The sequence below is a fragment of the Streptomyces sp. CRCS-T-1 genome, assembly GCF_024442335.1.
Taxonomy (GTDB): domain Bacteria; phylum Actinomycetota; class Actinomycetes; order Streptomycetales; family Streptomycetaceae; genus Streptomyces; species Streptomyces koelreuteriae.
The window spans coordinates 4,322,415-4,341,296 of the sequence record NZ_CP101651.1 but is presented as its reverse complement, the minus strand read 5'-3'; the positions used below and the strand labels follow the sequence as shown (position 1 = coordinate 4,341,296).

At 71.0% G+C, this 18,882-nt stretch carries 24 protein-coding genes and 1 tRNA gene; 19 read left to right on the top strand and 6 right to left on the bottom strand.

The window, feature by feature from the left end:
• The first annotated feature begins 36 nt into the window (after nucleotides 1-36).
• From NNW99_RS19635 to NNW99_RS19620, 4 genes are all read left to right on the top strand, one after another.
• Nucleotides 37-759 (top strand): siderophore-interacting protein, encoded by a 723-nt coding sequence (locus tag NNW99_RS19635; RefSeq protein WP_215124360.1) that lies wholly within the window; start codon nucleotides 37-39, stop codon nucleotides 757-759.
• Nucleotides 760-804: 45 nt separating this feature from the next.
• The gene (locus NNW99_RS19630) at nucleotides 805-1,398 is read left to right on the top strand and encodes an HhH-GPD-type base excision DNA repair protein (protein ID WP_215120434.1); all 594 of its coding nucleotides are present in this window, start codon (nucleotides 805-807) and stop codon (nucleotides 1,396-1,398) included.
• Between the two features lie 71 nt (nucleotides 1,399-1,469).
• Nucleotides 1,470-1,793 carry a hypothetical protein gene (locus NNW99_RS19625; protein ID WP_215120433.1) on the top strand — a complete coding sequence of 108 codons (324 nt, stop codon included), beginning with the start codon at nucleotides 1,470-1,472 and terminating at the stop codon, nucleotides 1,791-1,793.
• A 70-nt stretch (nucleotides 1,794-1,863) separates the two neighbouring features.
• The gene (locus tag NNW99_RS19620; RefSeq protein WP_215120432.1) at nucleotides 1,864-2,007 is read left to right on the top strand and encodes a hypothetical protein; all 144 of its coding nucleotides are present in this window, start codon (nucleotides 1,864-1,866) and stop codon (nucleotides 2,005-2,007) included.
• Nucleotides 2,008-2,046: 39 nt separating this feature from the next.
• Here the strand turns inward: NNW99_RS19620 and NNW99_RS19615 are convergent, their stop codons facing one another.
• On the bottom strand, nucleotides 2,047-3,666 hold the full coding sequence (locus tag NNW99_RS19615) for a helicase HerA-like domain-containing protein (RefSeq protein WP_215120431.1): 1,620 nt from the start codon (nucleotides 3,664-3,666) through the stop codon (nucleotides 2,047-2,049).
• Between the two features lie 106 nt (nucleotides 3,667-3,772).
• On the opposite strand from NNW99_RS19615, the gene NNW99_RS19610 reads away from it, so the two are divergent.
• Together NNW99_RS19610 and NNW99_RS19605 are read left to right on the top strand one after the other, a co-directional pair.
• Nucleotides 3,773-4,069: a type II toxin-antitoxin system VapB family antitoxin gene (locus tag NNW99_RS19610; RefSeq protein WP_003999914.1), complete on the top strand. Its 297-nt coding sequence runs from the start codon at nucleotides 3,773-3,775 to the stop codon at nucleotides 4,067-4,069.
• 215 nt (nucleotides 4,070-4,284) lie between these two features.
• Nucleotides 4,285-4,902 (top strand): LytR C-terminal domain-containing protein, encoded by a 618-nt coding sequence (locus NNW99_RS19605; protein ID WP_215124359.1) that lies wholly within the window; start codon nucleotides 4,285-4,287, stop codon nucleotides 4,900-4,902.
• A 51-nt stretch (nucleotides 4,903-4,953) separates the two neighbouring features.
• On the opposite strand, the gene upp is transcribed toward NNW99_RS19605, so the two are convergent.
• The gene (upp, locus tag NNW99_RS19600) at nucleotides 4,954-5,589 is read right to left on the bottom strand and encodes a uracil phosphoribosyltransferase (RefSeq protein ID WP_189727300.1); all 636 of its coding nucleotides are present in this window, start codon (nucleotides 5,587-5,589) and stop codon (nucleotides 4,954-4,956) included.
• 108 nt (nucleotides 5,590-5,697) lie between these two features.
• Between upp and NNW99_RS19595 the strand changes: the two genes are divergently transcribed.
• The 8 genes from NNW99_RS19595 to NNW99_RS19560 all read left to right on the top strand — a co-directional run bounded on the left by NNW99_RS19595 (nucleotide 5,698) and on the right by NNW99_RS19560 (nucleotide 10,622).
• On the top strand, nucleotides 5,698-5,931 hold the full coding sequence (locus NNW99_RS19595) for a hypothetical protein (protein ID WP_215124358.1): 234 nt from the start codon (nucleotides 5,698-5,700) through the stop codon (nucleotides 5,929-5,931).
• A 687-nt stretch (nucleotides 5,932-6,618) separates the two neighbouring features.
• Nucleotides 6,619-7,155, top strand: coding sequence for a hypothetical protein (locus NNW99_RS19590; RefSeq protein WP_215120430.1), 537 nt, complete (start codon nucleotides 6,619-6,621; stop codon nucleotides 7,153-7,155).
• A gap of 56 nt (nucleotides 7,156-7,211) precedes the next feature.
• Complete coding sequence (tadA, locus tag NNW99_RS19585; protein ID WP_215120429.1) at nucleotides 7,212-7,643, top strand: tRNA adenosine(34) deaminase TadA; 432 nt, start codon at nucleotides 7,212-7,214, stop codon at nucleotides 7,641-7,643.
• A 45-nt stretch (nucleotides 7,644-7,688) separates the two neighbouring features.
• A tRNA-Ser gene (locus NNW99_RS19580) sits at nucleotides 7,689-7,773 on the top strand.
• A 117-nt stretch (nucleotides 7,774-7,890) separates the two neighbouring features.
• Nucleotides 7,891-8,067 carry a hypothetical protein gene (locus NNW99_RS19575; protein WP_215120428.1) on the top strand — a complete coding sequence of 59 codons (177 nt, stop codon included), beginning with the start codon at nucleotides 7,891-7,893 and terminating at the stop codon, nucleotides 8,065-8,067.
• Complete coding sequence (locus NNW99_RS19570; RefSeq protein WP_215120427.1) at nucleotides 8,067-8,360, top strand: Dabb family protein; 294 nt, start codon at nucleotides 8,067-8,069, stop codon at nucleotides 8,358-8,360. The genes NNW99_RS19575 and NNW99_RS19570 overlap by 1 nt, the downstream gene beginning before the upstream one ends.
• A 167-nt stretch (nucleotides 8,361-8,527) precedes the next feature.
• Nucleotides 8,528-9,448: an RNA polymerase sigma factor SigF gene (locus NNW99_RS19565; RefSeq protein WP_215120426.1), complete on the top strand. Its 921-nt coding sequence runs from the start codon at nucleotides 8,528-8,530 to the stop codon at nucleotides 9,446-9,448.
• A 268-nt stretch (nucleotides 9,449-9,716) separates the two neighbouring features.
• Complete coding sequence (locus NNW99_RS19560) at nucleotides 9,717-10,622, top strand: RNA polymerase sigma factor SigF (protein WP_215120425.1); 906 nt, start codon at nucleotides 9,717-9,719, stop codon at nucleotides 10,620-10,622.
• 581 nt (nucleotides 10,623-11,203) lie between these two features.
• Here NNW99_RS19560 and NNW99_RS19555 read toward each other — a convergent pair.
• A complete protein-coding gene (locus NNW99_RS19555; RefSeq protein ID WP_215120424.1) occupies nucleotides 11,204-11,401 on the bottom strand; it encodes a hypothetical protein in 198 nt (65 codons plus the stop codon).
• A 215-nt stretch (nucleotides 11,402-11,616) separates the two neighbouring features.
• Between NNW99_RS19555 and NNW99_RS19550 the strand changes: the two genes are divergently transcribed.
• The 3 genes from NNW99_RS19550 to NNW99_RS19540 all read left to right on the top strand — a co-directional run bounded on the left by NNW99_RS19550 (nucleotide 11,617) and on the right by NNW99_RS19540 (nucleotide 15,558).
• On the top strand, nucleotides 11,617-12,105 hold the full coding sequence (locus tag NNW99_RS19550; protein WP_215120423.1) for a MarR family winged helix-turn-helix transcriptional regulator: 489 nt from the start codon (nucleotides 11,617-11,619) through the stop codon (nucleotides 12,103-12,105).
• A 13-nt stretch (nucleotides 12,106-12,118) separates the two neighbouring features.
• Nucleotides 12,119-14,647 (top strand): MFS transporter, encoded by a 2,529-nt coding sequence (locus tag NNW99_RS19545; protein WP_215120422.1) that lies wholly within the window; start codon nucleotides 12,119-12,121, stop codon nucleotides 14,645-14,647.
• Nucleotides 14,648-14,736: 89 nt separating this feature from the next.
• Nucleotides 14,737-15,558, top strand: a complete 822-nt coding sequence (locus tag NNW99_RS19540) for a YceI family protein (RefSeq protein WP_215120421.1) — start codon at nucleotides 14,737-14,739, stop codon at nucleotides 15,556-15,558.
• Here the strand turns inward: NNW99_RS19540 and NNW99_RS19535 are convergent.
• Together NNW99_RS19535 and NNW99_RS19530 are read right to left on the bottom strand one after the other, a co-directional pair.
• Entirely contained in the window at nucleotides 15,541-16,251 is a 711-nt protein-coding gene (locus tag NNW99_RS19535; RefSeq protein WP_215120420.1) for a GAF and ANTAR domain-containing protein, read from the bottom strand. The two genes, NNW99_RS19540 and NNW99_RS19535, sit on opposite strands and share 18 nt — an antisense overlap.
• Nucleotides 16,252-16,308: 57 nt before the next feature.
• Nucleotides 16,309-17,031 (bottom strand): ANTAR domain-containing protein, encoded by a 723-nt coding sequence (locus NNW99_RS19530; protein ID WP_215120419.1) that lies wholly within the window; start codon nucleotides 17,029-17,031, stop codon nucleotides 16,309-16,311.
• Nucleotides 17,032-17,247: 216 nt separating this feature from the next.
• On the opposite strand from NNW99_RS19530, the gene NNW99_RS19525 reads away from it, so the two are divergent.
• Together NNW99_RS19525 and NNW99_RS19520 are read left to right on the top strand one after the other, a co-directional pair.
• Nucleotides 17,248-17,601, top strand: a complete 354-nt coding sequence (locus tag NNW99_RS19525) for an STAS domain-containing protein (RefSeq protein ID WP_370869206.1) — start codon at nucleotides 17,248-17,250, stop codon at nucleotides 17,599-17,601.
• Between the two features lie 10 nt (nucleotides 17,602-17,611).
• Nucleotides 17,612-18,082 (top strand): PPOX class F420-dependent oxidoreductase, encoded by a 471-nt coding sequence (locus NNW99_RS19520; RefSeq protein WP_215120417.1) that lies wholly within the window; start codon nucleotides 17,612-17,614, stop codon nucleotides 18,080-18,082.
• Nucleotides 18,083-18,100: 18 nt separating this feature from the next.
• Here NNW99_RS19520 and NNW99_RS19515 read toward each other — a convergent pair whose 3' ends face one another.
• Nucleotides 18,101-18,865, bottom strand: coding sequence for a TetR/AcrR family transcriptional regulator (locus tag NNW99_RS19515; RefSeq protein ID WP_215120416.1), 765 nt, complete (start codon nucleotides 18,863-18,865; stop codon nucleotides 18,101-18,103).
• Nucleotides 18,866-18,882: the final 17 nt, after the last annotated feature.

The window sequence follows — 18,882 nt, the reverse complement described above, 5'->3', positions numbered from 1 at the left end:
ATCGTGGCGGAATAGTACGTGAAGGGTGAAGAAGCGATGGGGCAGGGGCGGGGTTGGGAAGGCGCGGTCCTCAAGCTGCTGCGCGCGAAGGATTTCGTGTTCACGGTGACGGGCTCGGAGGACGTCACTCCGGACTACCGGCGGCTCTCCTTCACCGACGGCGGTCTGCTGGCGGCGGCCGGTGTCCATCCGACCATGTGGGTCCGGCTGTGGTTCGACAACGCGGGCAAGCCCCACCAGCGGGCCTACACCCTGGTCGACCCGGACCCGGAGGCCGGCACCTTCAGCCTGGAGTTCGCGCTGCACGAGGGGTGCGCCAGCGACTGGGCCAGGGCGGCGAAGCCCGGTGACACCGTCGAGGCGACCGTCCAGGGCACCGGCTTCGAACACCCGAGCCCCGCGCCCTCGCACGTCTTCGCCGTCGGCGACCCGGCCTCGCTGCCGGCCATCAACTCCCTGCTGGACGCGCTGGGCTCCGCCCCGGCCACCGTCTGGTTCGAGGGCGGCGGCGAGGACCTGCCGTTCCGCACCGACCCGGACCGGCACGAGCTGCGCCATGTGCCGCGCCAGGACTCCGGCGCCCAGCTCGTCGACCGAGTGAAGACGGACCTGCCCGGGCTGCTCCAGGACGCCTCCGACCCGTACGTCTGGATCGCCTGCGACACGGCGACGACCCGGACCCTGGCGGCGTACGTACGCAAGGAACTGGGCCTGCCCAAGCAGCGGGTGCACGCGCTGGGGTACTGGCGGGCGTCCTAGAGGGCTGCGGACGCGGCCCGGCCCGGACCGGGGGATGATCGGGGCATGGACGTCACCCTTCACCTCGCCCAGGACCCCGAGGCCGACGCGCTGCTCGGCCGCAGTCCGCTCGCCGCACTGGTCGGGATGCTGCTGGACCAGCAAGTCCCGATGGAGTGGGCGTTCAAGGGTCCGGCGACGATCGCCCAGCGGCTCGGCGCGGACGACCTGGACGCGCACGAGATCGCCGCGCACGAACCGGAGGCCTTCGCCGCGCTGCTCTCCCAGAAGCCGGCCGTGCACCGCTACCCGGGCTCCATGGCCAAGCGGATCCAGCAGCTCTGCCAGTACCTCGTCGAGCACTACGACGGTGACGCCGAGGCCGTCTGGAAGGACGCCGGCACCGGCAAGGAACTGCTCAAGCGACTGGCCGGCCTCCCGGGCTTCGGCAAGCAGAAGGCCCAGATCTTCCTCGCCCTCCTCGGCAAGCAACTCGGCGTGCGACCGGAGGGCTGGCGGGAGGCCGCGGGCGCGTACGGCGAGCCGCAGTCCTTCCGTTCCGTCGCCGACATCACCGGCCCCGAGTCGCTGGTCAAGGTGCGCGCGCACAAGCAGGAGATGAAGGCAGCGGCGAAGGCGGCGAAGGCCGCCGGCAAGTAACGCCCAGCAGGCATCAGCCACGTGGCCCGCCCCAGGTGGCGGGCCCTTCCGGCCGGGTCCAAGCATGGACCATGACGGTCCCGTGCGGCACCCGCCGGAACTCATGGCCGCGGGTGCTCGTCCTGTTGCTCGCCCTGCTTCTGCCGGGCGCGCACGCCGAGGCCTGTACCGGGCCGGCGGTCGCCGTCTCCGGGGAGGGCACGGTCGTCGAGTGCGATGTCCTCGACACGGTCCTGCGCCCCTCGGCCCGGGGAGCCCGGCGCGCCGCCGTACCGCCCCGTCCCGCCCCGCGCCCGGCCCCCGGGCCCGTGTACACCGCACCGCGCCCCGTGCCCGTGCCGCCGAGCCCGACGCACGGCTCTCGCCACCTCCGCTCCGAAGTCCTGCGCTGCTGACCGGACCGGCCACCGGCCATCCCACAGCCCCGCACGGAACAGGAACGACGAGGAACGACGAGGAACAGCCATGCTTCAAGACCCCTACGCGGTCATGCGCGCCCTGCTGCGCGCCGAGGCCGCCCGCAACGCCCCCAAGCCGCCCCAGCCGCCCCAGCCCAAGCCGGACACCCGGGAGCCGCAGCGGCCCCCGAAGGAACACGAACGCGACTGATCGAGCCGCGGCGGCGGAGACGGACGAACGAACGCCGGACTAGCGCCTCCGCCGCCCCGAACGCCGGGCCGTTCCGAACAGCGACCGTGTGATCTCCCGGCCGATCTGCGTCCCCACCGACCGGGCCAGGGACTTGAACACCCCGCTGCCGACCACCTGCTCCACAGCGGAGGGGCGTTCCTCCTCCACCGGAGGGGCCGCGTCCCGCATCTCGTCCGGCCCCTTCGCCCCACGGCCGCGCCGGTCACCCTGGCCGGCCTTGTCGGCCGTCAGCCGCTCGTACGCCGACTCCCGGTCCACGGCCCGGGCGTACCGCTCGTACAGCGGCGACTCCTCCACCGCCCGGTCCAGGGCCTCCTGCCCGACCGGCCCCATCAAGGACTCGGGCGCGCGCAGCCGGGTCGCGGCGACCGGCGTGGGGGCGCCCTTCTCGCTGAGCACCGTCACCACCGCCTCGCCCGTCCCCAGGTTGGTCAGCACCTCTTCGAGGTCGTAGGGCGACTTCGGGAAGGTCTTCACCGTGGCGTTGAGGGCCTTCTGGTCGTCGGGCGTGAAGGCGCGCAACGCGTGCTGGACGCGGTTGCCGAGCTGGGCGAGGACATCGGCCGGGACGTCCCTCGGGGTCTGCGTCACGAAGAAGACGCCGACCCCTTTCGAGCGAATCAGGCGCACGGTCTGCGTGATGGACTCCAGAAACGCCTCGGAGGCGTCGTCGAAGAGCAGATGCGCCTCGTCGAGGAAGAAGACCAGCCGGGGCTTGTCCACGTCGCCGAGCTCGGGCAGATCGTGGAAGAGGTCGGCGAGCAGCCACATCAGGAACGTCGAGAACAGCTGCGGCCGGTCCTGTACGGCGTTCAGCTCCAGTACTGAGACGATGCCGCGTCCGTCCTCACCCGTCCGGAGCAACTCGGCGGTGTCGAACTCCGGCTCCCCGAAGAAACCGGACGCGCCCTGCGCCTCGAAGGCCGTCAGGGACCGCAGGATCACCCCGGCCGTGGCGGCCGACAGACCACCGATCGTCTTCAGCTCCTGGCGGCCCTCGTCCGAGGTCAGGAAGGTCACGACCGCCCTGAGGTCCTTGAGGTCGATCAGCTCCAGGCCCTTGCCGTCGGCGTAGTGGAAGATCAGCGCGAGGGACTGCTCCTGGGTCCGGTTCAGCCGCAGCACCTTGGACAGCAGCACCGGCCCGAAGCCGGTGACCGTGGCCCGGACGGGGATACCGCGGCCGATGCCGCCGAGGGCGAAGTACTCGGCCGGGAAACCCGTCCCCGTCCACCGCTGATGGACGTCCTTGGCCCGGCCCTCGACCCGGGCGTCCGCGCGGCCCGGGGCCGCGATCCCGGAGAGGTCGCCCTTGATGTCGGCGAGGAAGACGGGCACGCCCTGGGCGGACAGTTGCTCGGCGATGAGCTGGAGCGTCTTGGTCTTGCCGGTGCCGGTGGCGCCCGCGACCAGGCCATGGCGGTTGAGCATCGCCAGCGGCACCCGGATCTGCGCGTCCGGCAGGCACGTCCCGTCCCACAACAGGGCGCCCAGATGCAGGGCCGGGCCGGAGAAGGCGTAGCCGGAGGCGATCTTCAGGGCCTCCTGGGGGAGGGCGGCGGCACGCTCCGACACTTCCGGAGCAGGGGCCGACGGCATGGTCTCGCGGTCCGGCATATTCACGCCCCTGTTCCCGGTTCGTACCGCCTTGTGGGGTTTTTTTCAGCGTCGCACTACGGCGCCATGGCTGCGCCCGGAACGTCTTGCCCGGTAGGCTTTCCGTGTGATCTTCAAGCGCATCGGAAACGGCCGGCCGTACCCCGACCACGGCCGGGAAAGCACCCGGCAGTGGGCGGACGTCGCGCCGCGCCCGGTCCGCCTCGATCAGCTCGTGACGACCAAGGGGCAGCTGGACCTGGAGACCCTCCTCGCCGAGGACTCGACGTTCTACGGCGACCTCTTCGCGCACGTCGTGAAGTGGCAGGGCGATCTGTACCTGGAGGACGGCCTGCACCGCGCGGTGCGGGCGGCGCTCCAGCAGCGCCAGGTGCTGCACGCCCGCGTACTCGAGCTGGACTGACCCACCCCCGCCGGTAACGGGCTGGCCCTTTCGGGTCCGGCTGGTCCCGCCGGTCCTTACGGTCTGTCCGGTCCGGCTGGTCCTTACGGTCTGTCCGGTCCGGCTGGTCCGTACGGTCTCTCTGGTCCGTCTGGCCGATGTCGAATGATCATCTAGTAGGCATCGTCGCCCAGGCGCACTACGCTGCGCTCATGAGCATGCTGACTCCCCCCGGCATGGGCGGCAAGTACCGCATCACGGGCAACAAGTACCCCCGGATGCGGGGCCCCCGGCGGCATGGGCGGCTTGTCGTCGTGGTCGTCGCCTCCGTAGCTGTGCTCGGCGTGGGCGGCTGGGGCACGCTGCAGCTCATCGACGTCTTCACCGGCGGCGGCAGAAAGGCTTCGGCAGCCGGCAACGGCACGGACTGCGCGCCCAGGACCAAGGCGAGCGCCTCTCCCGTCGCCAAGGCGCTGCCCGAGCCGCGCACGATCACGGTCAACGTCTTCAACGCCACCACCCGCAGCGGCCTGGCGAAGAAGACCGCCGACGAGCTGAAGAAGCGCGGCTTCAAGATCGGCGACGTGGGCAACGCGACCAAGCAGTACGACAAGAAGGTCAAGGGCACCGGCGTACTGCTCGGCCCCGCCGCCGCCCTCGACACCTCGCTGCCGGTGCTCGGCACGCAGCTCCCGGGCGCCGAACGGCGTACCGAGGCGGCCCGCAAGGGTGCCGCCGTCGACCTCGTCATCGGCGACGGCTTCAAGGAACTGGCGAAGAAGCCCGCCGCCGACCAGGCCCTGGCCAAGCTGACCAAGCCCGAGCCGGCGGTTACGCCGAAGAAGGGCTGCTGAGAGGGGCGGTGCGTGGGGCCTCGTGGGGCCTCGTGGGGCCCCGGGGGTGTCTTACTCCGCCGCGCCGTACATCCGGTCGCCCGCGTCGCCGAGGCCCGGGACGATGTAGCCGTGCTCGTTCAGGCGCTCGTCGACCGAGGCGGTCACGACCGTCACCGGGGTGCCGGCCAGCTCGCGCTCCATGATCTCGACGCCCTCCGGGGCGGCCAGCAGCACCACGGCGGTGACGTCGTCGGCGCCGCGCTTGATCAGCTCCTGGATCGCCGCGACCAGCGTGCCGCCGGTGGCGAGCATCGGGTCCAGCACGTACACCTGGCGTCCCGACAGGTCCTCCGGCATCCGCGTCGCGTACGTGGAGGCCTCGAGCGTCTCCTCGTTGCGGATCATGCCGAGGAAGCCGACCTCGGCGGTCGGCAGCAGCCGGACCATGCCGTCGAGCATGCCGAGCCCGGCGCGCAGGATCGGCACGACCAGGGGGCGGGGGTGGGAGAGCTTGACGCCCGTGGTCGTGGCCACCGGGGTCCGGATGTCGACCTGCTCGGTGCGCACGTCGCGCGTGGCCTCGTAGGCGAGCAGGGTGACCAGCTCGTCGGCGAGACGGCGGAAGGTCGCGGAGTCGGTGCGCTGGTCGCGCAGCGTGGTGAGCTTGTGGGCGACCAGTGGGTGGTCGACGACGTGGAGACGCATGTCCACAACAGTAGCCGGGCCGGGTGACACGGGCCGCACGGCGTTCGCCGGCGTCAATCGCCCGTCCGGGGGAAGGCGAGGAAGGACGAACTGGGGGTGACGAGCCAGATGCCCGACCGGGACTACCGAGAAGATCCGTCGCCGCGCGCATGGCCCGGGGCGGACCCGGCGGCCGGCCGACCGGACGATCCGGACGTGTCGTCCGCCGAACGCCGCCGACGCCGCGCCCGCTTCCTGCGCGACCTCGCCGAGGCCCGCGAACTACGCGACCGGGTCCAGCCCCGCCGCGCCAAGACGGCCCGCCTACGACACGCCATGCGCATGCGCACGTTCCGCTGGTAACACCGACCGGCCCGACCGGGAACCACACGAGCCCACCGACGGGCCCCGAACACCTGCCCTCGACAGCCCCGCCCGTGTCCGTCCTTCGCCGGGGCGCCCGTCCGGCCTTCGGCCCCGCCCGCGTCCGACCTGGGCTCAGACGGGCCTGTCGGCGGCGCCTCGCACGCCTCCTACGGCGGGCCCGCACGCGGCCATCGGTGAGCCGCACAACTGTCATCGGCACCCCGCCCGCGTCCAGCCATCGGCCCGGAACACGCCCGACCACCGGCCCCGCACACGTCCGACCTGAACCCCGGACGGGCCTGTCGGCGGCGCCCCGCACGCCTCCCACGGCGGGCCCGCGTGCCTCTCCCCGGAGAGAACCCGGACGCGGCCAGTCGTGGGACAGACCGCCGCGTAATCCTCCGGGTAGGAAACGGGTGAGGAAACCGTTGGAGAAGATCGCGAACCGCGCGGGCGTTGTCGCGGTGAGCGTGGGTGGAGTGGGGGAAAGCCGCGTACGATCCGCAGGTGGCGGCAGCGGGCGTGCGATCAAAACTGCCGGACACAGGGTGCCGAAGACGTCCCCTGAACGCCCTTCTTCTGCCACGATTCCGAGTGGGCGGGGCTCGGACGAGCACTCCCCGCCCTCAACCTCCGCCGGGGGGACCCCCAACCGGCACGCCTCTGACCAGTGGGAGAGTCACGGTGTACTTCGCCGCACTGCTCGCGCGCACCGAAGACGGGTGGAAAGCGAGCGACACAGAGCTCGACGATGTGGAAACCCTGTCGGATCTGGCCGACCTGGCCCGTGAATCCTCCCCCGACGAGGACACGGTGCTCGTGCTCATCGAGCAGGAGGACGCCTGGTTCGGCGTCGTCCGCGTGGACGGCGAGGACGACCCTCGTATCTACGTCTCGGACGCCGCCGCCGCTGCCCGCAGCAGCTACGGCGAGATCCTGCTCACCGACGAACTGCTCGGCCGCGACCCGGACGAGGGGGACGACCTCGACGCCCTCGACCTCGACGGCACCGAGGACGGTGAACCCGACGAGGACGAGGCCGACGGCGGCGACGGAGCCACCGGAGCGGCGGACGCCGTGCCGCACGGCCCCGTCGGCGACCCCGAGATCCTCGACGACCTCGGCGTCAGCGAGAAGGAGCTGCGCCTGATGTCGACCGAGGCCGTCACCGAGATCGCCGAGTCCCTGGGCGCCTCGGAGACCCTGGAGACCGTCCGCTGACCGGTCCCACCGGGCCAGGACCGCCGGATCCGGTCCGTGACCCCTGGCGGCCCGCGATGCGACTCGCCCTGGACGAGGCCGCCGAGGCCGTCCGGGGCGGGGACGTCCCCGTCGGCGCCGTCGTACTGGCCCCGGACGGCACGACCGTCCTCGCCGCCGGGCACAACGAACGCGAGGCCGGCGGCGACCCGACGGCCCACGCGGAGCTCCTCGCCATCCGCCGGGCCGCCGCCGAACTGGGCGAGTGGCGGCTCTCCGGCTGCACCCTCGTGGTGACGCTGGAGCCCTGCACGATGTGCGCGGGCGCCATCCAGCAGTCCCGCGTCGACCGTCTCGTCTACGGCGCCCGTGACGAGAAGGCCGGCGCGGCCGGCTCCCTCTGGGACCTGGTCCGCGACCGGCGGCTCAACCACCGGCCCGAGGTGATCGAGGGCGTGCTCGCCGGGGAGTGCTCCGAGCTGCTCACCGCGTTCTTCCGGGCCCGCTGAATACCGATTTCAAAGCACGCCGCACCTTGCTGTAAGGTCTCCCTCGGTAGCGTGTCCGAGCGGCCGAAGGAGCTCGCCTCGAAAGCGAGTGTGGCGCAAGTCACCGAGGGTTCAAATCCCTCCGCTACCGCTTGAGAAGGGCCCCGTCCGAGGACGGGGCCCTTCGTGCGTTCCGCCCCTTCGGGTGCTCGGACCCTTCGTGCGATCATGTGCGCTGCATGGGACACCAGTGACTGGGGAGGCCGCGATGGCGGTGAACGCGAAGAAGGTCGCCGTCTACGTCGTCGTGGTCTTCGTGGCGTACGTGATCATCACGGATCCGGAGAAGGCCGCCGACTACGTCCAGGTAGGGTTCCAGGGCATATCGGACGCCGCCAAGGCCCTCGGCGACTTCGCCACGTGGGTCGCCGACGGAGGAAAGTGATGATCCGCCACCTGGTCCTCTTCAAGCTCAACGAGGGCGTCGAGCGCGACGACCCGCGCGTCGTGCGGGGCGTCGAGGCCTTCCGCGCGCTCGACGGCGCGATCCCCGAGCTCCGCTTCTGGGAGCTCGGCTGGAACATCAGCGACCGCCCCATCGCCCACGACTTCGCCATCAACTCGGCCTTCGACGACGCGGACGCGCTGCGGCGGTACGTCGAGCATCCCGACCACCAGGCGGGTGTCGCGCTGTGGCGCGAGTTCGCCACGTGGGTGATCGCCGACTACGAGTTCTGAGACGAGTTCCGAGGCGCCCGGCCGCCGGTACTTCGAGCCCCCCGTCGTCCTGACGGGGGGCTCTTCCGTGCGGTGGGGCGATGGATAGGCGGTTTTCAACCCTCAACACGTAGTTATGGGGTGCTTGCACACAGTGGACATGTCTTGTGATGCTATGACCGCTTTTGATGGAAGAGGTCACTGATGGGTTGACGGATGACGAGGTGGAGTTGACCGTGCTGGCCAGTACTGCGCCTCAGGCACCCTCCCCAGCCCCGGAAGCCTCCTCGGAAGCGACTCCCCAAGCGACTCCACAGCCGACTCCCCAACCGACCCCCCAGCGGAGCCGTGGTGCGGACACCCGCGCCCTCACACAGGTCCTCTTCGGGCAGCTCAAGGAGCTCCAGCCGGGCACGCCGGAGCACGACCGGGTGCGCGGGGCGCTCATCGAGGCCAACCTCCCGCTGGTGCGGTACGCCGCGGCGCGGTTCCGGTCGCGGAACGAGCCGATGGAGGACGTCGTCCAGGTCGGCACCATCGGGCTCATCAACGCCATCGACCGCTTCGACCCCGACCGGGGCGTGCAGTTCCCGACCTTCGCGATGCCGACGGTCGTGGGCGAGATCAAGCGGTACTTCCGCGACAACGTCCGTACGGTCCACGTACCGCGCCGGCTGCACGAACTGTGGGTGCAGGTCAACAGCGCGACCGAGGACCTGACCACCTCCTTCGGGCGCACCCCGACGACCTCGGAGATCGCCGAGCGGCTGCGCATCACCGAGGACGAGGTGCTCTCCTGCATCGAGGCCGGTCGGTCGTACCACGCGACCTCGCTGGAGGCCGCGCAGGAGGGCGACGGGCTGCCGGGGCTGCTGGACCGGCTCGGCTACGAGGATCCCGCGCTGGACGGTGTGGAGCACCGGGATCTCGTACGGCATCTGCTCGTACAACTGCCTGAGCGGGAGCAGCGGATTCTGCTGCTGCGGTACTACAGCAACCTCACGCAGTCTCAGATCAGCGCGGAGCTCGGTGTCTCGCAGATGCATGTCTCGCGCCTACTCGCGCGTAGCTTCCAGCGATTGCGGTCTGCGAACAGGATCGACGCGTAACCGCAAACGCGAGCGAGAGGTCACCGGGGCGAGGGAATCGCTCATCAGGGCCGTTCTTGGCAGTTACGGGCCTACAGGCCGTCAGACCCCTTGTTTGCAGGGCTTATTCGCGTCTCAGATGTCGACATGTCACTACAGCGTGTTGCCGACATGTGACATTCTGCGTGAAGCGCGTTTGCCGGGGCTTCGGCTCCGGTATTCAGGTGAAGGCTGCGTTCCTCAGACGGGAGCGTTCGCCGCGACCGTCCCGCGACCCAAAGGGGGTGGCATGTCCGCAGAACAGGGCAGCTCGAAGGTGCTCACGCTCGCGGAGAGCGAGACAGCTCCCCATGCTCTCGACTCACTCGGCCCCATCGATGATGCTCCGGCCGTCCTGGCGGCCGAGCCCGCCCCGGTTGTTCCGACCGCGGGCGCCATCGACACCCGCACCCTGTCCCGCTCCCTGTTCCTGCGGCTGGCCGCGCTCGACGAGGACAGCCCCGAGCGTGCGTATGTCCGTGACACTCTGATCGAGCTCAACCTGCCGCTGGTGAGGTACGCCGCGGCGCGGTTCCGGTCGCGGAACGAGCCGATGGAGGACATCGTCCAGGTCGGCACGATCGGGCTGATCAAGGCGATCGACCGGTTCGACTGCGAACGCGGGGTGGAGTTCCCGACGTTCGCGATGCCGACGGTGGTCGGGGAGATCAAGCGGTTCTTCCGTGACACGTCGTGGTCGGTGCGGGTGCCGCGGCGGCTGCAGGAGTTGCGGCTGGCGCTGACGAAGGCGAGCGACGAGCTTTCGCAGAAGCTGGACCGGTCTCCTACGGTCACCGAACTCGCGGCCGTGCTCGGGGTGTCCGAGGAGGACGTCGTCGACGGGCTGGCGGTGGGGAACGCGTACACGGCGTCCTCGCTGGACTCGCCGGCGCCCGAGGACGACGGCGGCGAGGGGTCGCTGGCGGACCGGCTGGGGTACGAGGACACCGCGCTGGAGGGCGTGGAGTACCGCGAGTCCCTGAAGCCGCTGCTGGCGAAGCTGCCGCCTCGTGAGCGGCGGATCATCATGCTTCGCTTCTTCGCGAACATGACCCAGTCGCAGATCGGCGAGGAGGTCGGCATCTCGCAGATGCACGTCTCCCGGCTGCTGACGCGCACGCTGGCGCAGCTGCGGGAAGGCCTGATCTCGGACTGACGTGGTGGGGCTCGGGCCGTCGTGGGATGCCTGCGGCGGCCTGTGGCTGCTTCGGTGGGGGTGCGGGTAGCGCCTATCGCCGGGTGGTGGGTCGGGGCCGCGTCGGGGGGTGTCCGTCCTCGGAACGGCGCGATGGGGTCGGGGACCAACTAACTGTCCGTTGACGCGCCAACCGCTGCGGGCGGACACCCCCCGACACGTCCCCTTCTCGCCGTACGCGGGTGCGGGCACGTCCCGGCTCCCGCCAGCCGCCGCGGGCTTCGGCCCTCCGCGCCGCCGGCCACGGGCTTCCGCCCCTGCCCCAGCCGCGGGGCGCCGCACCCGCCCTGGCTGCCGCAGGCCGCCGCTGCGGGCGCCGCTCCATCCCGCCCAGCTGCGGGCATGCGTGCCGCTAGGGGCGGCACGGGTGGGCGCAGCGGCACGCCGTTCCGCCGGGTTGCGGACCCACCCGGCCCGGGCACAGACGCCGAGCACCCTGCGATGCCGAGTTGCGGACCATCTGGCCTCCGCACAGACGTCCGGCACCTCATCGCGCCGAGTCGCGGACCACCCGGTCTCAGAAACGCCTGGTACTCGGCGACTTACTTCAGTGCCAGCCAAGCCACCGCCGCGACGATCGCCACGGCGACGACGACGCCGAGGATGAGGCCGATGCGCGGGCCGCCGCCGGCGGCTGCCGTGGCCTGACGCCCCTGCGGCGCCTCGTCGACGAACGCGCGGAACATCTGGGTGTTGCCGGCAGGGTCGTGATTGCCCTGGGGGGCCTGGTTGTTAGCCATGGCCCGAGACCCTAGCGAAAACGCCGGGGCTCCCCAAGTGGGGGTTGGACTTCCGTTTGCCCCCGCCTGACCCGTACCGCCAGGCTCGCCACCAGCACATTTACTGACGCAATACTTGCCTTTGCCAAGTTTTGGCCCCGCATTCACCTCCTTTATTTGCCTTCAGCAACCAACGGCTCCTATGGTTGCCCTAAGCAACGAAAGCGGGAGGTGTCATGGCCGAGAGGGCGCAGTACGAAGAGCTGGTCCGCCAGTTCAGTGCCTTCGGTGCCGTGAAGCGGGAGCTCGGCCGGATCATGCCGGCCGAGTGCCCCGGCGGATCGGCGGCCGTTCTGACCCTGCTGGGCCGCCACGGCGACATGCGCATGAGCAAGCTCGCCGAGCTGCTCGCGGTGGACATGTCGGTCACGAGCCGCCATGTCGCGCACGTCGTGGACCGGGGCTGGATCGAACGCTCCCCCGACCCCGCGGACAAGCGCTCACGCATCCTGCGCCTCACCCCCGCCGGCGACGCCCAGCTCGACGAGCTGTCCCGGCGGACCACCGAGGTGCTGGCAGAGCGCCTGAGCGACTGGTCCGACGAGGACGTCCGCCGGCTCACCCAGCTGATGGCACGGCTGCGGGAGAGCTTCGACTGCCGGCCCGCGCCCCGGGCGGCACCACCCGCTGTCGCACAGACCACCCGTACACCCGCAAGCACGTAAGAAAAGGAAGCCCATGGCAACGACCACACCAGCCGGTGTGCGGGCTCATGCCAAGCACGGGGGAGGCTCGCACAGCTCCTCCGGCGACGGCGCTCCGATGACGCACCGGCAGATCATGGAGGCCCTCACCGGCCTTCTGCTCGGCATGTTCGTCGCGATCCTGTCGTCGACGATCGTCTCCAACGCCCTGCCCCGGATCATCGGCGACCTCGGTGGCGGCCAGAGCGCCTACACCTGGGTCGTCACCGCGTCCCTGCTGACGATGACCGCCTCCACCCCGCTGTGGGGCAAGCTCGCCGACCTGTTCTCCAAGAAGCTGCTGATCCAGCTCGCGCTGGTCATCTTCGTCCTGGGGTCGGCCGCGGCGGGCATGTCGCAGAACCCGGGCATGCTCATCACGTTCCGCGCGGTCCAGGGCATCGGCATGGGCGGTCTGTCCGCGCTGGCCCAGATCATCATGGCGGCGATGATCTCCCCGCGTGAGCGCGGGCGTTACAACGGCTACCTCGGTGCCGTCTTCGCCACCGCCATGGTCGGCGGTCCGCTGGTCGGCGGTGTCATCACCGACACCGACTGGCTCGGCTGGCGCTGGTGCTTCTACGTCGGCGTGCCCTTCGCGGTGATCGCCCTGATCGTGCTGCAGAAGACCCTGCACCTGCCCGTGGTGAAGCGGAAGGTCAAGGTCGACTGGGCCGGCGCGTTCTTCATCACCGCCGCCGTCTGCCTGCTGCTGGTCTGGGTGACCTTCGCCGGTGACAAGTACGACTGGCTGTCCTGGCAGACGTACGCGATGGTCGGCGGTTCGCTGGTGCTGCTGGCGGTGTTCGTCCTGATCGAGGCGAAGGCGAGCGAGCCGATCATTCCGCTGCGGCTGTTCCGCAACCGGACCATCACGCTGGCCTCCATCGCCTCCCTGTTCGTCGGTGTCGCGATGTTCTCGGGGACCGTGTTCTTCAGCCAGTACTTCCAGCTGGCGCGGGACAAGTCGCCGACGATGTCCGGGGTCATGACCATTCCGATGATCGCGGGGCTGTTCGTCTCCTCGACCGTCTCCGGGCAGGTCATCACCCGCACCGGGCGCTGGAAGGCGTGGCTGGTCGCCGGTGGTGTGCTGGTGACCGCGGGCCTCGGTCTGCTGAGCACGATCCGGTACGACACCGAGTACTGGCACATCGCGATCTTCATGGCGCTGCTGGGTCTCGGCATCGGCATGATGATGCAGAACCTGGTGCTCTGCACGCAGAACCAGGTGGAGCCGAGCGACCTGGGCGCCGCCAGCTCCACGGTGACCTTCTTCCGGTCCCTGGGCGGTGCCGTGGGCGTCTCGGCGCTGGGCGCGGTCCTCGGCAACAAGATCACCGACTACGTCAAGGACGGCCTCGCCGACCTCGGCCCCAAGGGCGCGGCCCTCGGCCACGCCGGCACGGGCGGGGGCGGCATCCCCGACCTCGACGCGATGCCCGCGCCGCTGCGCACCGTCGTGGAGAGCGCCTACGGCCACGGTGTCGCGGACGTGTTCCTCTACTCGGCGCCGATGGCGCTGCTCGCCCTGCTCGTGGCGCTGTTCATCAAGGAGGTCCCGTTGAAGACGAAGGGCGCGCTGGCTCAGGCCGCCGAGCCGGAGACCCGGACCTCTGCCGAGGCTGTGGCTCCCGCCGCCGAGAAGGCCGTGCCGAGTTGGGCCGTGAGCGAGGGCGTCGAGGGGAGCGGGCCCGAGGGCACGCAGCGGCTTGGCGCCGTCGCCACGGCGGTCCGGGCCGAGGAGGCCTCCGGTGGTGCACCCGGCGTGCCCGTTCGCGGGTTCGTGCGCGGCGCCGAGTCCGCGCCCGTGCCGCAGGCCGCCGTCACGCTGATCTCGCTGGCCGGGCGTCAGCTGGGCCGGTCCGTGGCGCAGGCCGACGGCTCGTACGCGGTGGACGCCCCGGGCTCCGGTTCGTACGTCCTGATCGCCTCCGCCGACGGCTTCCAGCCGCAGGCGTCCACGGTCGTGGTGAACGACGAGCCGGTCGCCTACGACATCCTGCTCAGCGGCACCAGCGGGCTGACCGGTCTGGTGCGGGCCGCCGAGAACGGGCAGCCGGTCAAGGACGCGATGGTCATCGTGACCGATGTGCGCGGCGATCTGCTGGCCACCGGGACCACCGGTGAGCAGGGCGACTTCACCTTCGCCGAGCTGGTGCCGGGGGCGGTGACCGTCGCGGTGAACGCCGCCGGGTTCCGGCCGCGTGCCGTGCCCGTCGAGGTGGGCGGCACGGGCGTCACCAAGGTCGAGATAGGCCTGGACTCGGGCGCCCGCGTCCAGGGTGTCGTGCGGGCTCCGCACGGCCCGCTGGCCGACGCCCGGGTGACGCTGGTCGACCAGGCGGGCAATGTCGTCGGCTCGGCCACGACCGGGACGGACGGGGCGTACGCCTTCACCGACCTGGACGGCGGCGAGTACACCGTCATCGCCACGGGCTACCCGCCGGTGGCCACCGCCCTGACGGTCACGGGCGCCGGCGCCGACGGCCACGACATCGAACTCGCCCACCCCGGCGAGTAACAGGGACCCCGGCCCGTGGCGGTGGGGCGCGCTCTGAGCGGAGGTGCGCCCCCTGTCGCGGGCCGGTTTATTTCTGAGGAGCAGTTGAGATGGGACTGACCGCGAGGATCCGTACCCGGGACGGTTGGGCCGTGTCGCACGCGGTCGTCACGGTGGCGGACATGAGGGGCGCGCAGGTGCTGCGTGCCGAGGCCGACGCCGAGGGCGCCGTACGGGACACGACGCCGATGGAGGCGGGGGCGTACACCGTCATCGTCACGGCCGTCGGGTACGCGCCCGCGGCCTCCAGTGTGATCGTGACCGCGAGCGGGCGGGCCGAGGTCGGCACGGTGACGCTGGCCCGGCAGGGCGGCACCGAGCTGCCGCCGCCGGGCCCGTGGACCGTCGACCCGGTGCACTCCAGCGTGGCCGCCGTGGCACAGCACCTGGGCATCTCCAGCGTGCACGGCCGGTTCACGGAGTTCTCCGGATCGATCGAGATCGCCCCGGACGATGTCACCAAGTCCCGGGTGGAGGCGGTGATCCGGGCCGCGTCCGTCGACACCGGCAACGGCATGCGCGACGGGCATCTGAAGTCGCCGGACTTCCTTGATGTGGAGCGGTTCCCCGAGATCACCTACCGGTCGACCGGGCTGACGGCGGCCGGTTCCGACCGCTGGACGGTCCACGGCGAGCTGGGCATGCACGGGGTCGTACGGCCGGTCGACCTGGACCTCGCCTACCTCGGCACGGGCCCGGACCCGTGGGGCGGCACCCGCGCGGCGTTCCGTGCCACGGCCGAACTGCACCGCGAGGACTTCGCGATGAGCTACAACCAGGTCCTCCAGGCGGGCATCGCCGCCATCGGCACGACGCTCAAGGTGGAGCTGGACATCCAGGCCGTGCAGGGCGAGTCACTTCCGGCGGCCTGAGGCCGGGTCGGACGGCCGGGACACGCGTGCCACCAACTGGTCGCACAGGTCACGGAGTTTGACGTTCCGGTCCTGCGAGATCCGGCGCAGCCGCTCCAGCGCGATGCTCGCGTCGATCCGCTCCCGGGCCATGAGGATGCCGATCGCCTGGTCGATGACGCTGCGGGAGAGCAGCGCGGTGCGTACGTCGGCGGCGGACCGGCGCCCGCGTTCGATGCGCAGGGCCACGTCGATCGCGTCCCCGGCCCGGCCGGCGAAGGCCCGGGCCGCCTCCCGGCTCGCGCCCAGTGCCCCGGGCTCCTCACCGTAGAAGTTGAGCGCCGCGCCCGTCTCGTCCTCGATGTCGATCGGCACGGCCAGCACGCAGCCGACGCCCACGGAGAGCGCGTACCGCGTGTACGGCGGCCAGCGGGACTCGGTCGTCAGATCGGGGGCGTACTGCTCGTCGCCGGTCTCGGCGGCGTCGACGCAGGGGCCCGAACCGTTCTCGTACTGGCGCAGGTCCAGGCCGCTGGGCAGGCCGTCGCTGCCGGCCAGGGTGAGCAGCCGCCCGGCACGGCGCACGGTGATACTGCACGCGGCGGCGCCCGGCACCGCCCGCACCGCACGGTCGGTCAGATCGTGCAGCAGGGTGTCGAGACCACTGCTGCGCACCATCGCCTGGTCCAGCGTGTCGGACGTCTCGGAACTCATGACCGTACGTGTATCCCGTCGCCGCCCGCGCACGCCCCCGACGTCACCGGGCTCACGTCAGGTGGTGTCGTGCGTGCCGACGATGCGGCGGGCGATGTCGCGCAGTTTCACGTTCTCGCGCTGGGAGGCCCGCACCAGGCTCTCGAAGGCCGCGGCCGCGTCGATGCCCTGGCGCTCCATCAGGATGCCGGTGGCCTGGCCGATCAGGTCCCGGGTGTGCATGGCCTCGGTGAGCTGCTCGCGCACGGTCGCGGAGTCCAGGGCGATGCTGACGTGCGCGGTGAACAGCCGACCGATGCGCGTCGCGTCCTCGTCGAAGACGCCCGGCTTGCGCGCGTAGGCCGTGAGCACGGTCAGCCGGCGGCGGTCGGCGCGCAGCCGCAGCGACAGCGCCGAGCGCAGTCCCAGGGCCGACAGCACGTCCCAGCCGTCCTCCGCGTCGCTGTCCCCTGTGCGCGCCACCGGGGTGTTCCACAACCGCTCCCAGTGCCCGTGCGGTTCGCGGCCGGTGTGCCGGGCCTCGGCGGCGCGCACGACCTCGTCGGTCCAGGCGAGCGTACGGAGCCGGCTGCCGCGCTCGACCTCGGAGACACCCGCGTGCTCGGCCCCGGGCATGAGGTGCACGGCCAGCCGGACGGCCGTACGCAGGGTGTTGTGCGGAGTGAGGGTCTCGTGCAGCTGCTGAGACGCCACCGTCAGGGCATCGGCCAGCTCGGAGCCAGCCGGAAAACGGGGCAAATCAGGAAACTCGGACGCAGCCACCACGAACCTCTTCGGCATGCACGGCCATGGCCGTGCGCAGGAGAGCTCCGCAGCACATTCCCGACTGCGAGCACAGGACGGACAGCACTCTAGCTGCTCGGTTGCGTCCAGGTGACGTCCGGCCGACGGCCACTACAGGCGCTTCCGCAGCCGCGGCCCGGCATGGTGGAATGGGCCCAAGGGTCAGGAAGCGGCCTTACCGGAATCCGGACGAACGTCTGCCAGGTGAGTGCTGTGACTTTCATCCCGAATCCCACCGAACCGCGAGACCTGCCCGGCCGTGTCTACCTCACCATGCCCGCGGAGATCGACTTCTGCAACGCCGCGGAGCTGCTGCCGCTGATCATGTCCGCGGCCCGCGACCGCGGCGACCGGCTGGAACTGCTCGTCCTCGACCTCTCCTGCACGTCCTTCATGGACTCCCAGGGCGTCCGCCTCATCAACGACGTCCGCCACCGGCTGCGCCCCGGCGCCCGGGTGCGTCTGGTGGCCCGGCCCGACGGCATCACGAGCAGCGTCCTGGAGCTGACCGGACTGCGCCGGGACGTGCCCGTGTACGACAACCTGGCGGAGGCCATGGCGTCGTAGGCTGCCGCCCATGGCACCGAACATCGCGACGAACACCCGTGTCTCCCTCGACGAGTTGCTCGACTTCGTACGGCCCCGGCACCACGCGATCCTGCTGACCCGACGGGCCGACGAGGGCCCCCAGGGATCGCCGCTGACCTGCGGCGTCGACGACTCCGGCCGCATCGTGGTCTCCACCTACCCGGAGCGGGCCAAGACCCGCAACGCCAAGCGGGACCCGCGCGTGAGCCTGATCGTCCTGAGCGACGACTGGAACGGCCCGTGGGTCCAGGTCGACGGCACCGCCGAGGTCGTCGACACCCCCGACTCCATCGAACCGCTCGTGGAGTACTACCGGAACATCGCCGGTGAGCACCCCGACTGGGACGAGTACCGCGCGGCCATGGCCAAGCAGGGCAAGTCGATCATCCGGATCACGCCGGAGCGGTGGGGGCCGGTGGCGACCGGTGGGTTCCCGGCGCGGCTGGTGGAGGGCGACTAGGGATTCGCCAGGGGTTCGCTAGGGGTTCCCTTCGCGGGCGACCATCGCCTCGATGCCCGCGATCAGCAGCTCCAGCGCGTACTCGAAGTCGCGCTCCAGCATCTCGGCGACCGTGTCACCGCCGCGGGCCGCCATCATCTCCTGGGAGTCCCGGATGAGATCGGCGGCCTGGGAGGACTCGGTCGCCATGCTCATGGCTTCCTGGAAGTACTCGTCGAGGGTCATGCCCGCGGCCGCGGCCCGGGTGGAGAGATGGCCCTCGAGCGTGCCGTAGCCGTAGACGAACTGGAAGACCGCCGAGATCGTGCTCGTCAGCCGGTTCGCGGGCAGCCCGGTCCTGCGGATCACGCGCTGCACGGCCCTCGAATACGCCAGGTTGTTGGGGCCGAGGTTGAGGTAGGTGCCGACGAGCTGCGACACCCAGGGGTGGCGCACCAGCAGGCCGCGGTACCCCCGGGCCAGCGCCCCCACCTGCTCGCGCCAGTCCTCGTCGGCGTCCGCCGCGGGCAGCCGCATCTCGCCCATGGCCTCGTCCAGGGCGAGTTCGAGGAGGTCGTCCTTGGTGTCGACGTACCAGTAGACGGACATCGCGGTGACGTTCAGCTCGCCGGCCAGCCGCCGCATCGAGAACTTGGCCAGCCCCTCGGCGTCCAGCAGCCGCACGGTGACCTCGATGATGCGGGTCCGGTCCAGCCCGGAGGGCTGTCCTCCACCCCGCCGCCGCTGCGCCTTGCCGTCCAGCCAGACGCTGCTCCGCCCGGCCTTGTCGGCTGCTTTCGCCATGGCGCACCTTTCCTGAC

Coding starts and splice junctions, on each gene's coding strand:
- NNW99_RS19615 (WP_215120431.1), bottom strand. CDS start 3,666: ATGCCGGACCGCGAGACCATGCCGTCGGCCCCTGCTCCGGAAGTGTCG.
- NNW99_RS19530 (WP_215120419.1), bottom strand. CDS start 17,031: ATGCCGAAGAGGTTCGTGGTGGCTGCGTCCGAGTTTCCTGATTTGCCC.
- NNW99_RS19545 (WP_215120422.1), top strand. CDS start 12,119: ATGGCAACGACCACACCAGCCGGTGTGCGGGCTCATGCCAAGCACGGG.
- NNW99_RS19535 (WP_215120420.1), bottom strand. CDS start 16,251: ATGAGTTCCGAGACGTCCGACACGCTGGACCAGGCGATGGTGCGCAGC.
- NNW99_RS19550 (WP_215120423.1), top strand. CDS start 11,617: ATGGCCGAGAGGGCGCAGTACGAAGAGCTGGTCCGCCAGTTCAGTGCC.
- NNW99_RS19540 (WP_215120421.1), top strand. CDS start 14,737: ATGGGACTGACCGCGAGGATCCGTACCCGGGACGGTTGGGCCGTGTCG.
- NNW99_RS19605 (WP_215124359.1), top strand. CDS start 4,285: ATGGGCGGCAAGTACCGCATCACGGGCAACAAGTACCCCCGGATGCGG.
- NNW99_RS19595 (WP_215124358.1), top strand. CDS start 5,698: ATGCCCGACCGGGACTACCGAGAAGATCCGTCGCCGCGCGCATGGCCC.
- NNW99_RS19560 (WP_215120425.1), top strand. CDS start 9,717: ATGTCCGCAGAACAGGGCAGCTCGAAGGTGCTCACGCTCGCGGAGAGC.
- NNW99_RS19570 (WP_215120427.1), top strand. CDS start 8,067: ATGATCCGCCACCTGGTCCTCTTCAAGCTCAACGAGGGCGTCGAGCGC.
- NNW99_RS19575 (WP_215120428.1), top strand. CDS start 7,891: ATGGCGGTGAACGCGAAGAAGGTCGCCGTCTACGTCGTCGTGGTCTTC.
- NNW99_RS19565 (WP_215120426.1), top strand. CDS start 8,528: ATGGAAGAGGTCACTGATGGGTTGACGGATGACGAGGTGGAGTTGACC.
- NNW99_RS19520 (WP_215120417.1), top strand. CDS start 17,612: ATGGCACCGAACATCGCGACGAACACCCGTGTCTCCCTCGACGAGTTG.
- upp (WP_189727300.1), bottom strand. CDS start 5,589: ATGCGTCTCCACGTCGTCGACCACCCACTGGTCGCCCACAAGCTCACC.
- NNW99_RS19630 (WP_215120434.1), top strand. CDS start 805: ATGGACGTCACCCTTCACCTCGCCCAGGACCCCGAGGCCGACGCGCTG.
- NNW99_RS19635 (WP_215124360.1), top strand. CDS start 37: ATGGGGCAGGGGCGGGGTTGGGAAGGCGCGGTCCTCAAGCTGCTGCGC.
- NNW99_RS19625 (WP_215120433.1), top strand. CDS start 1,470: ATGACGGTCCCGTGCGGCACCCGCCGGAACTCATGGCCGCGGGTGCTC.
- NNW99_RS19620 (WP_215120432.1), top strand. CDS start 1,864: ATGCTTCAAGACCCCTACGCGGTCATGCGCGCCCTGCTGCGCGCCGAG.
- NNW99_RS19515 (WP_215120416.1), bottom strand. CDS start 18,865: ATGGCGAAAGCAGCCGACAAGGCCGGGCGGAGCAGCGTCTGGCTGGAC.
- NNW99_RS19555 (WP_215120424.1), bottom strand. CDS start 11,401: ATGGCTAACAACCAGGCCCCCCAGGGCAATCACGACCCTGCCGGCAAC.
- tadA (WP_215120429.1), top strand. CDS start 7,212: ATGCGACTCGCCCTGGACGAGGCCGCCGAGGCCGTCCGGGGCGGGGAC.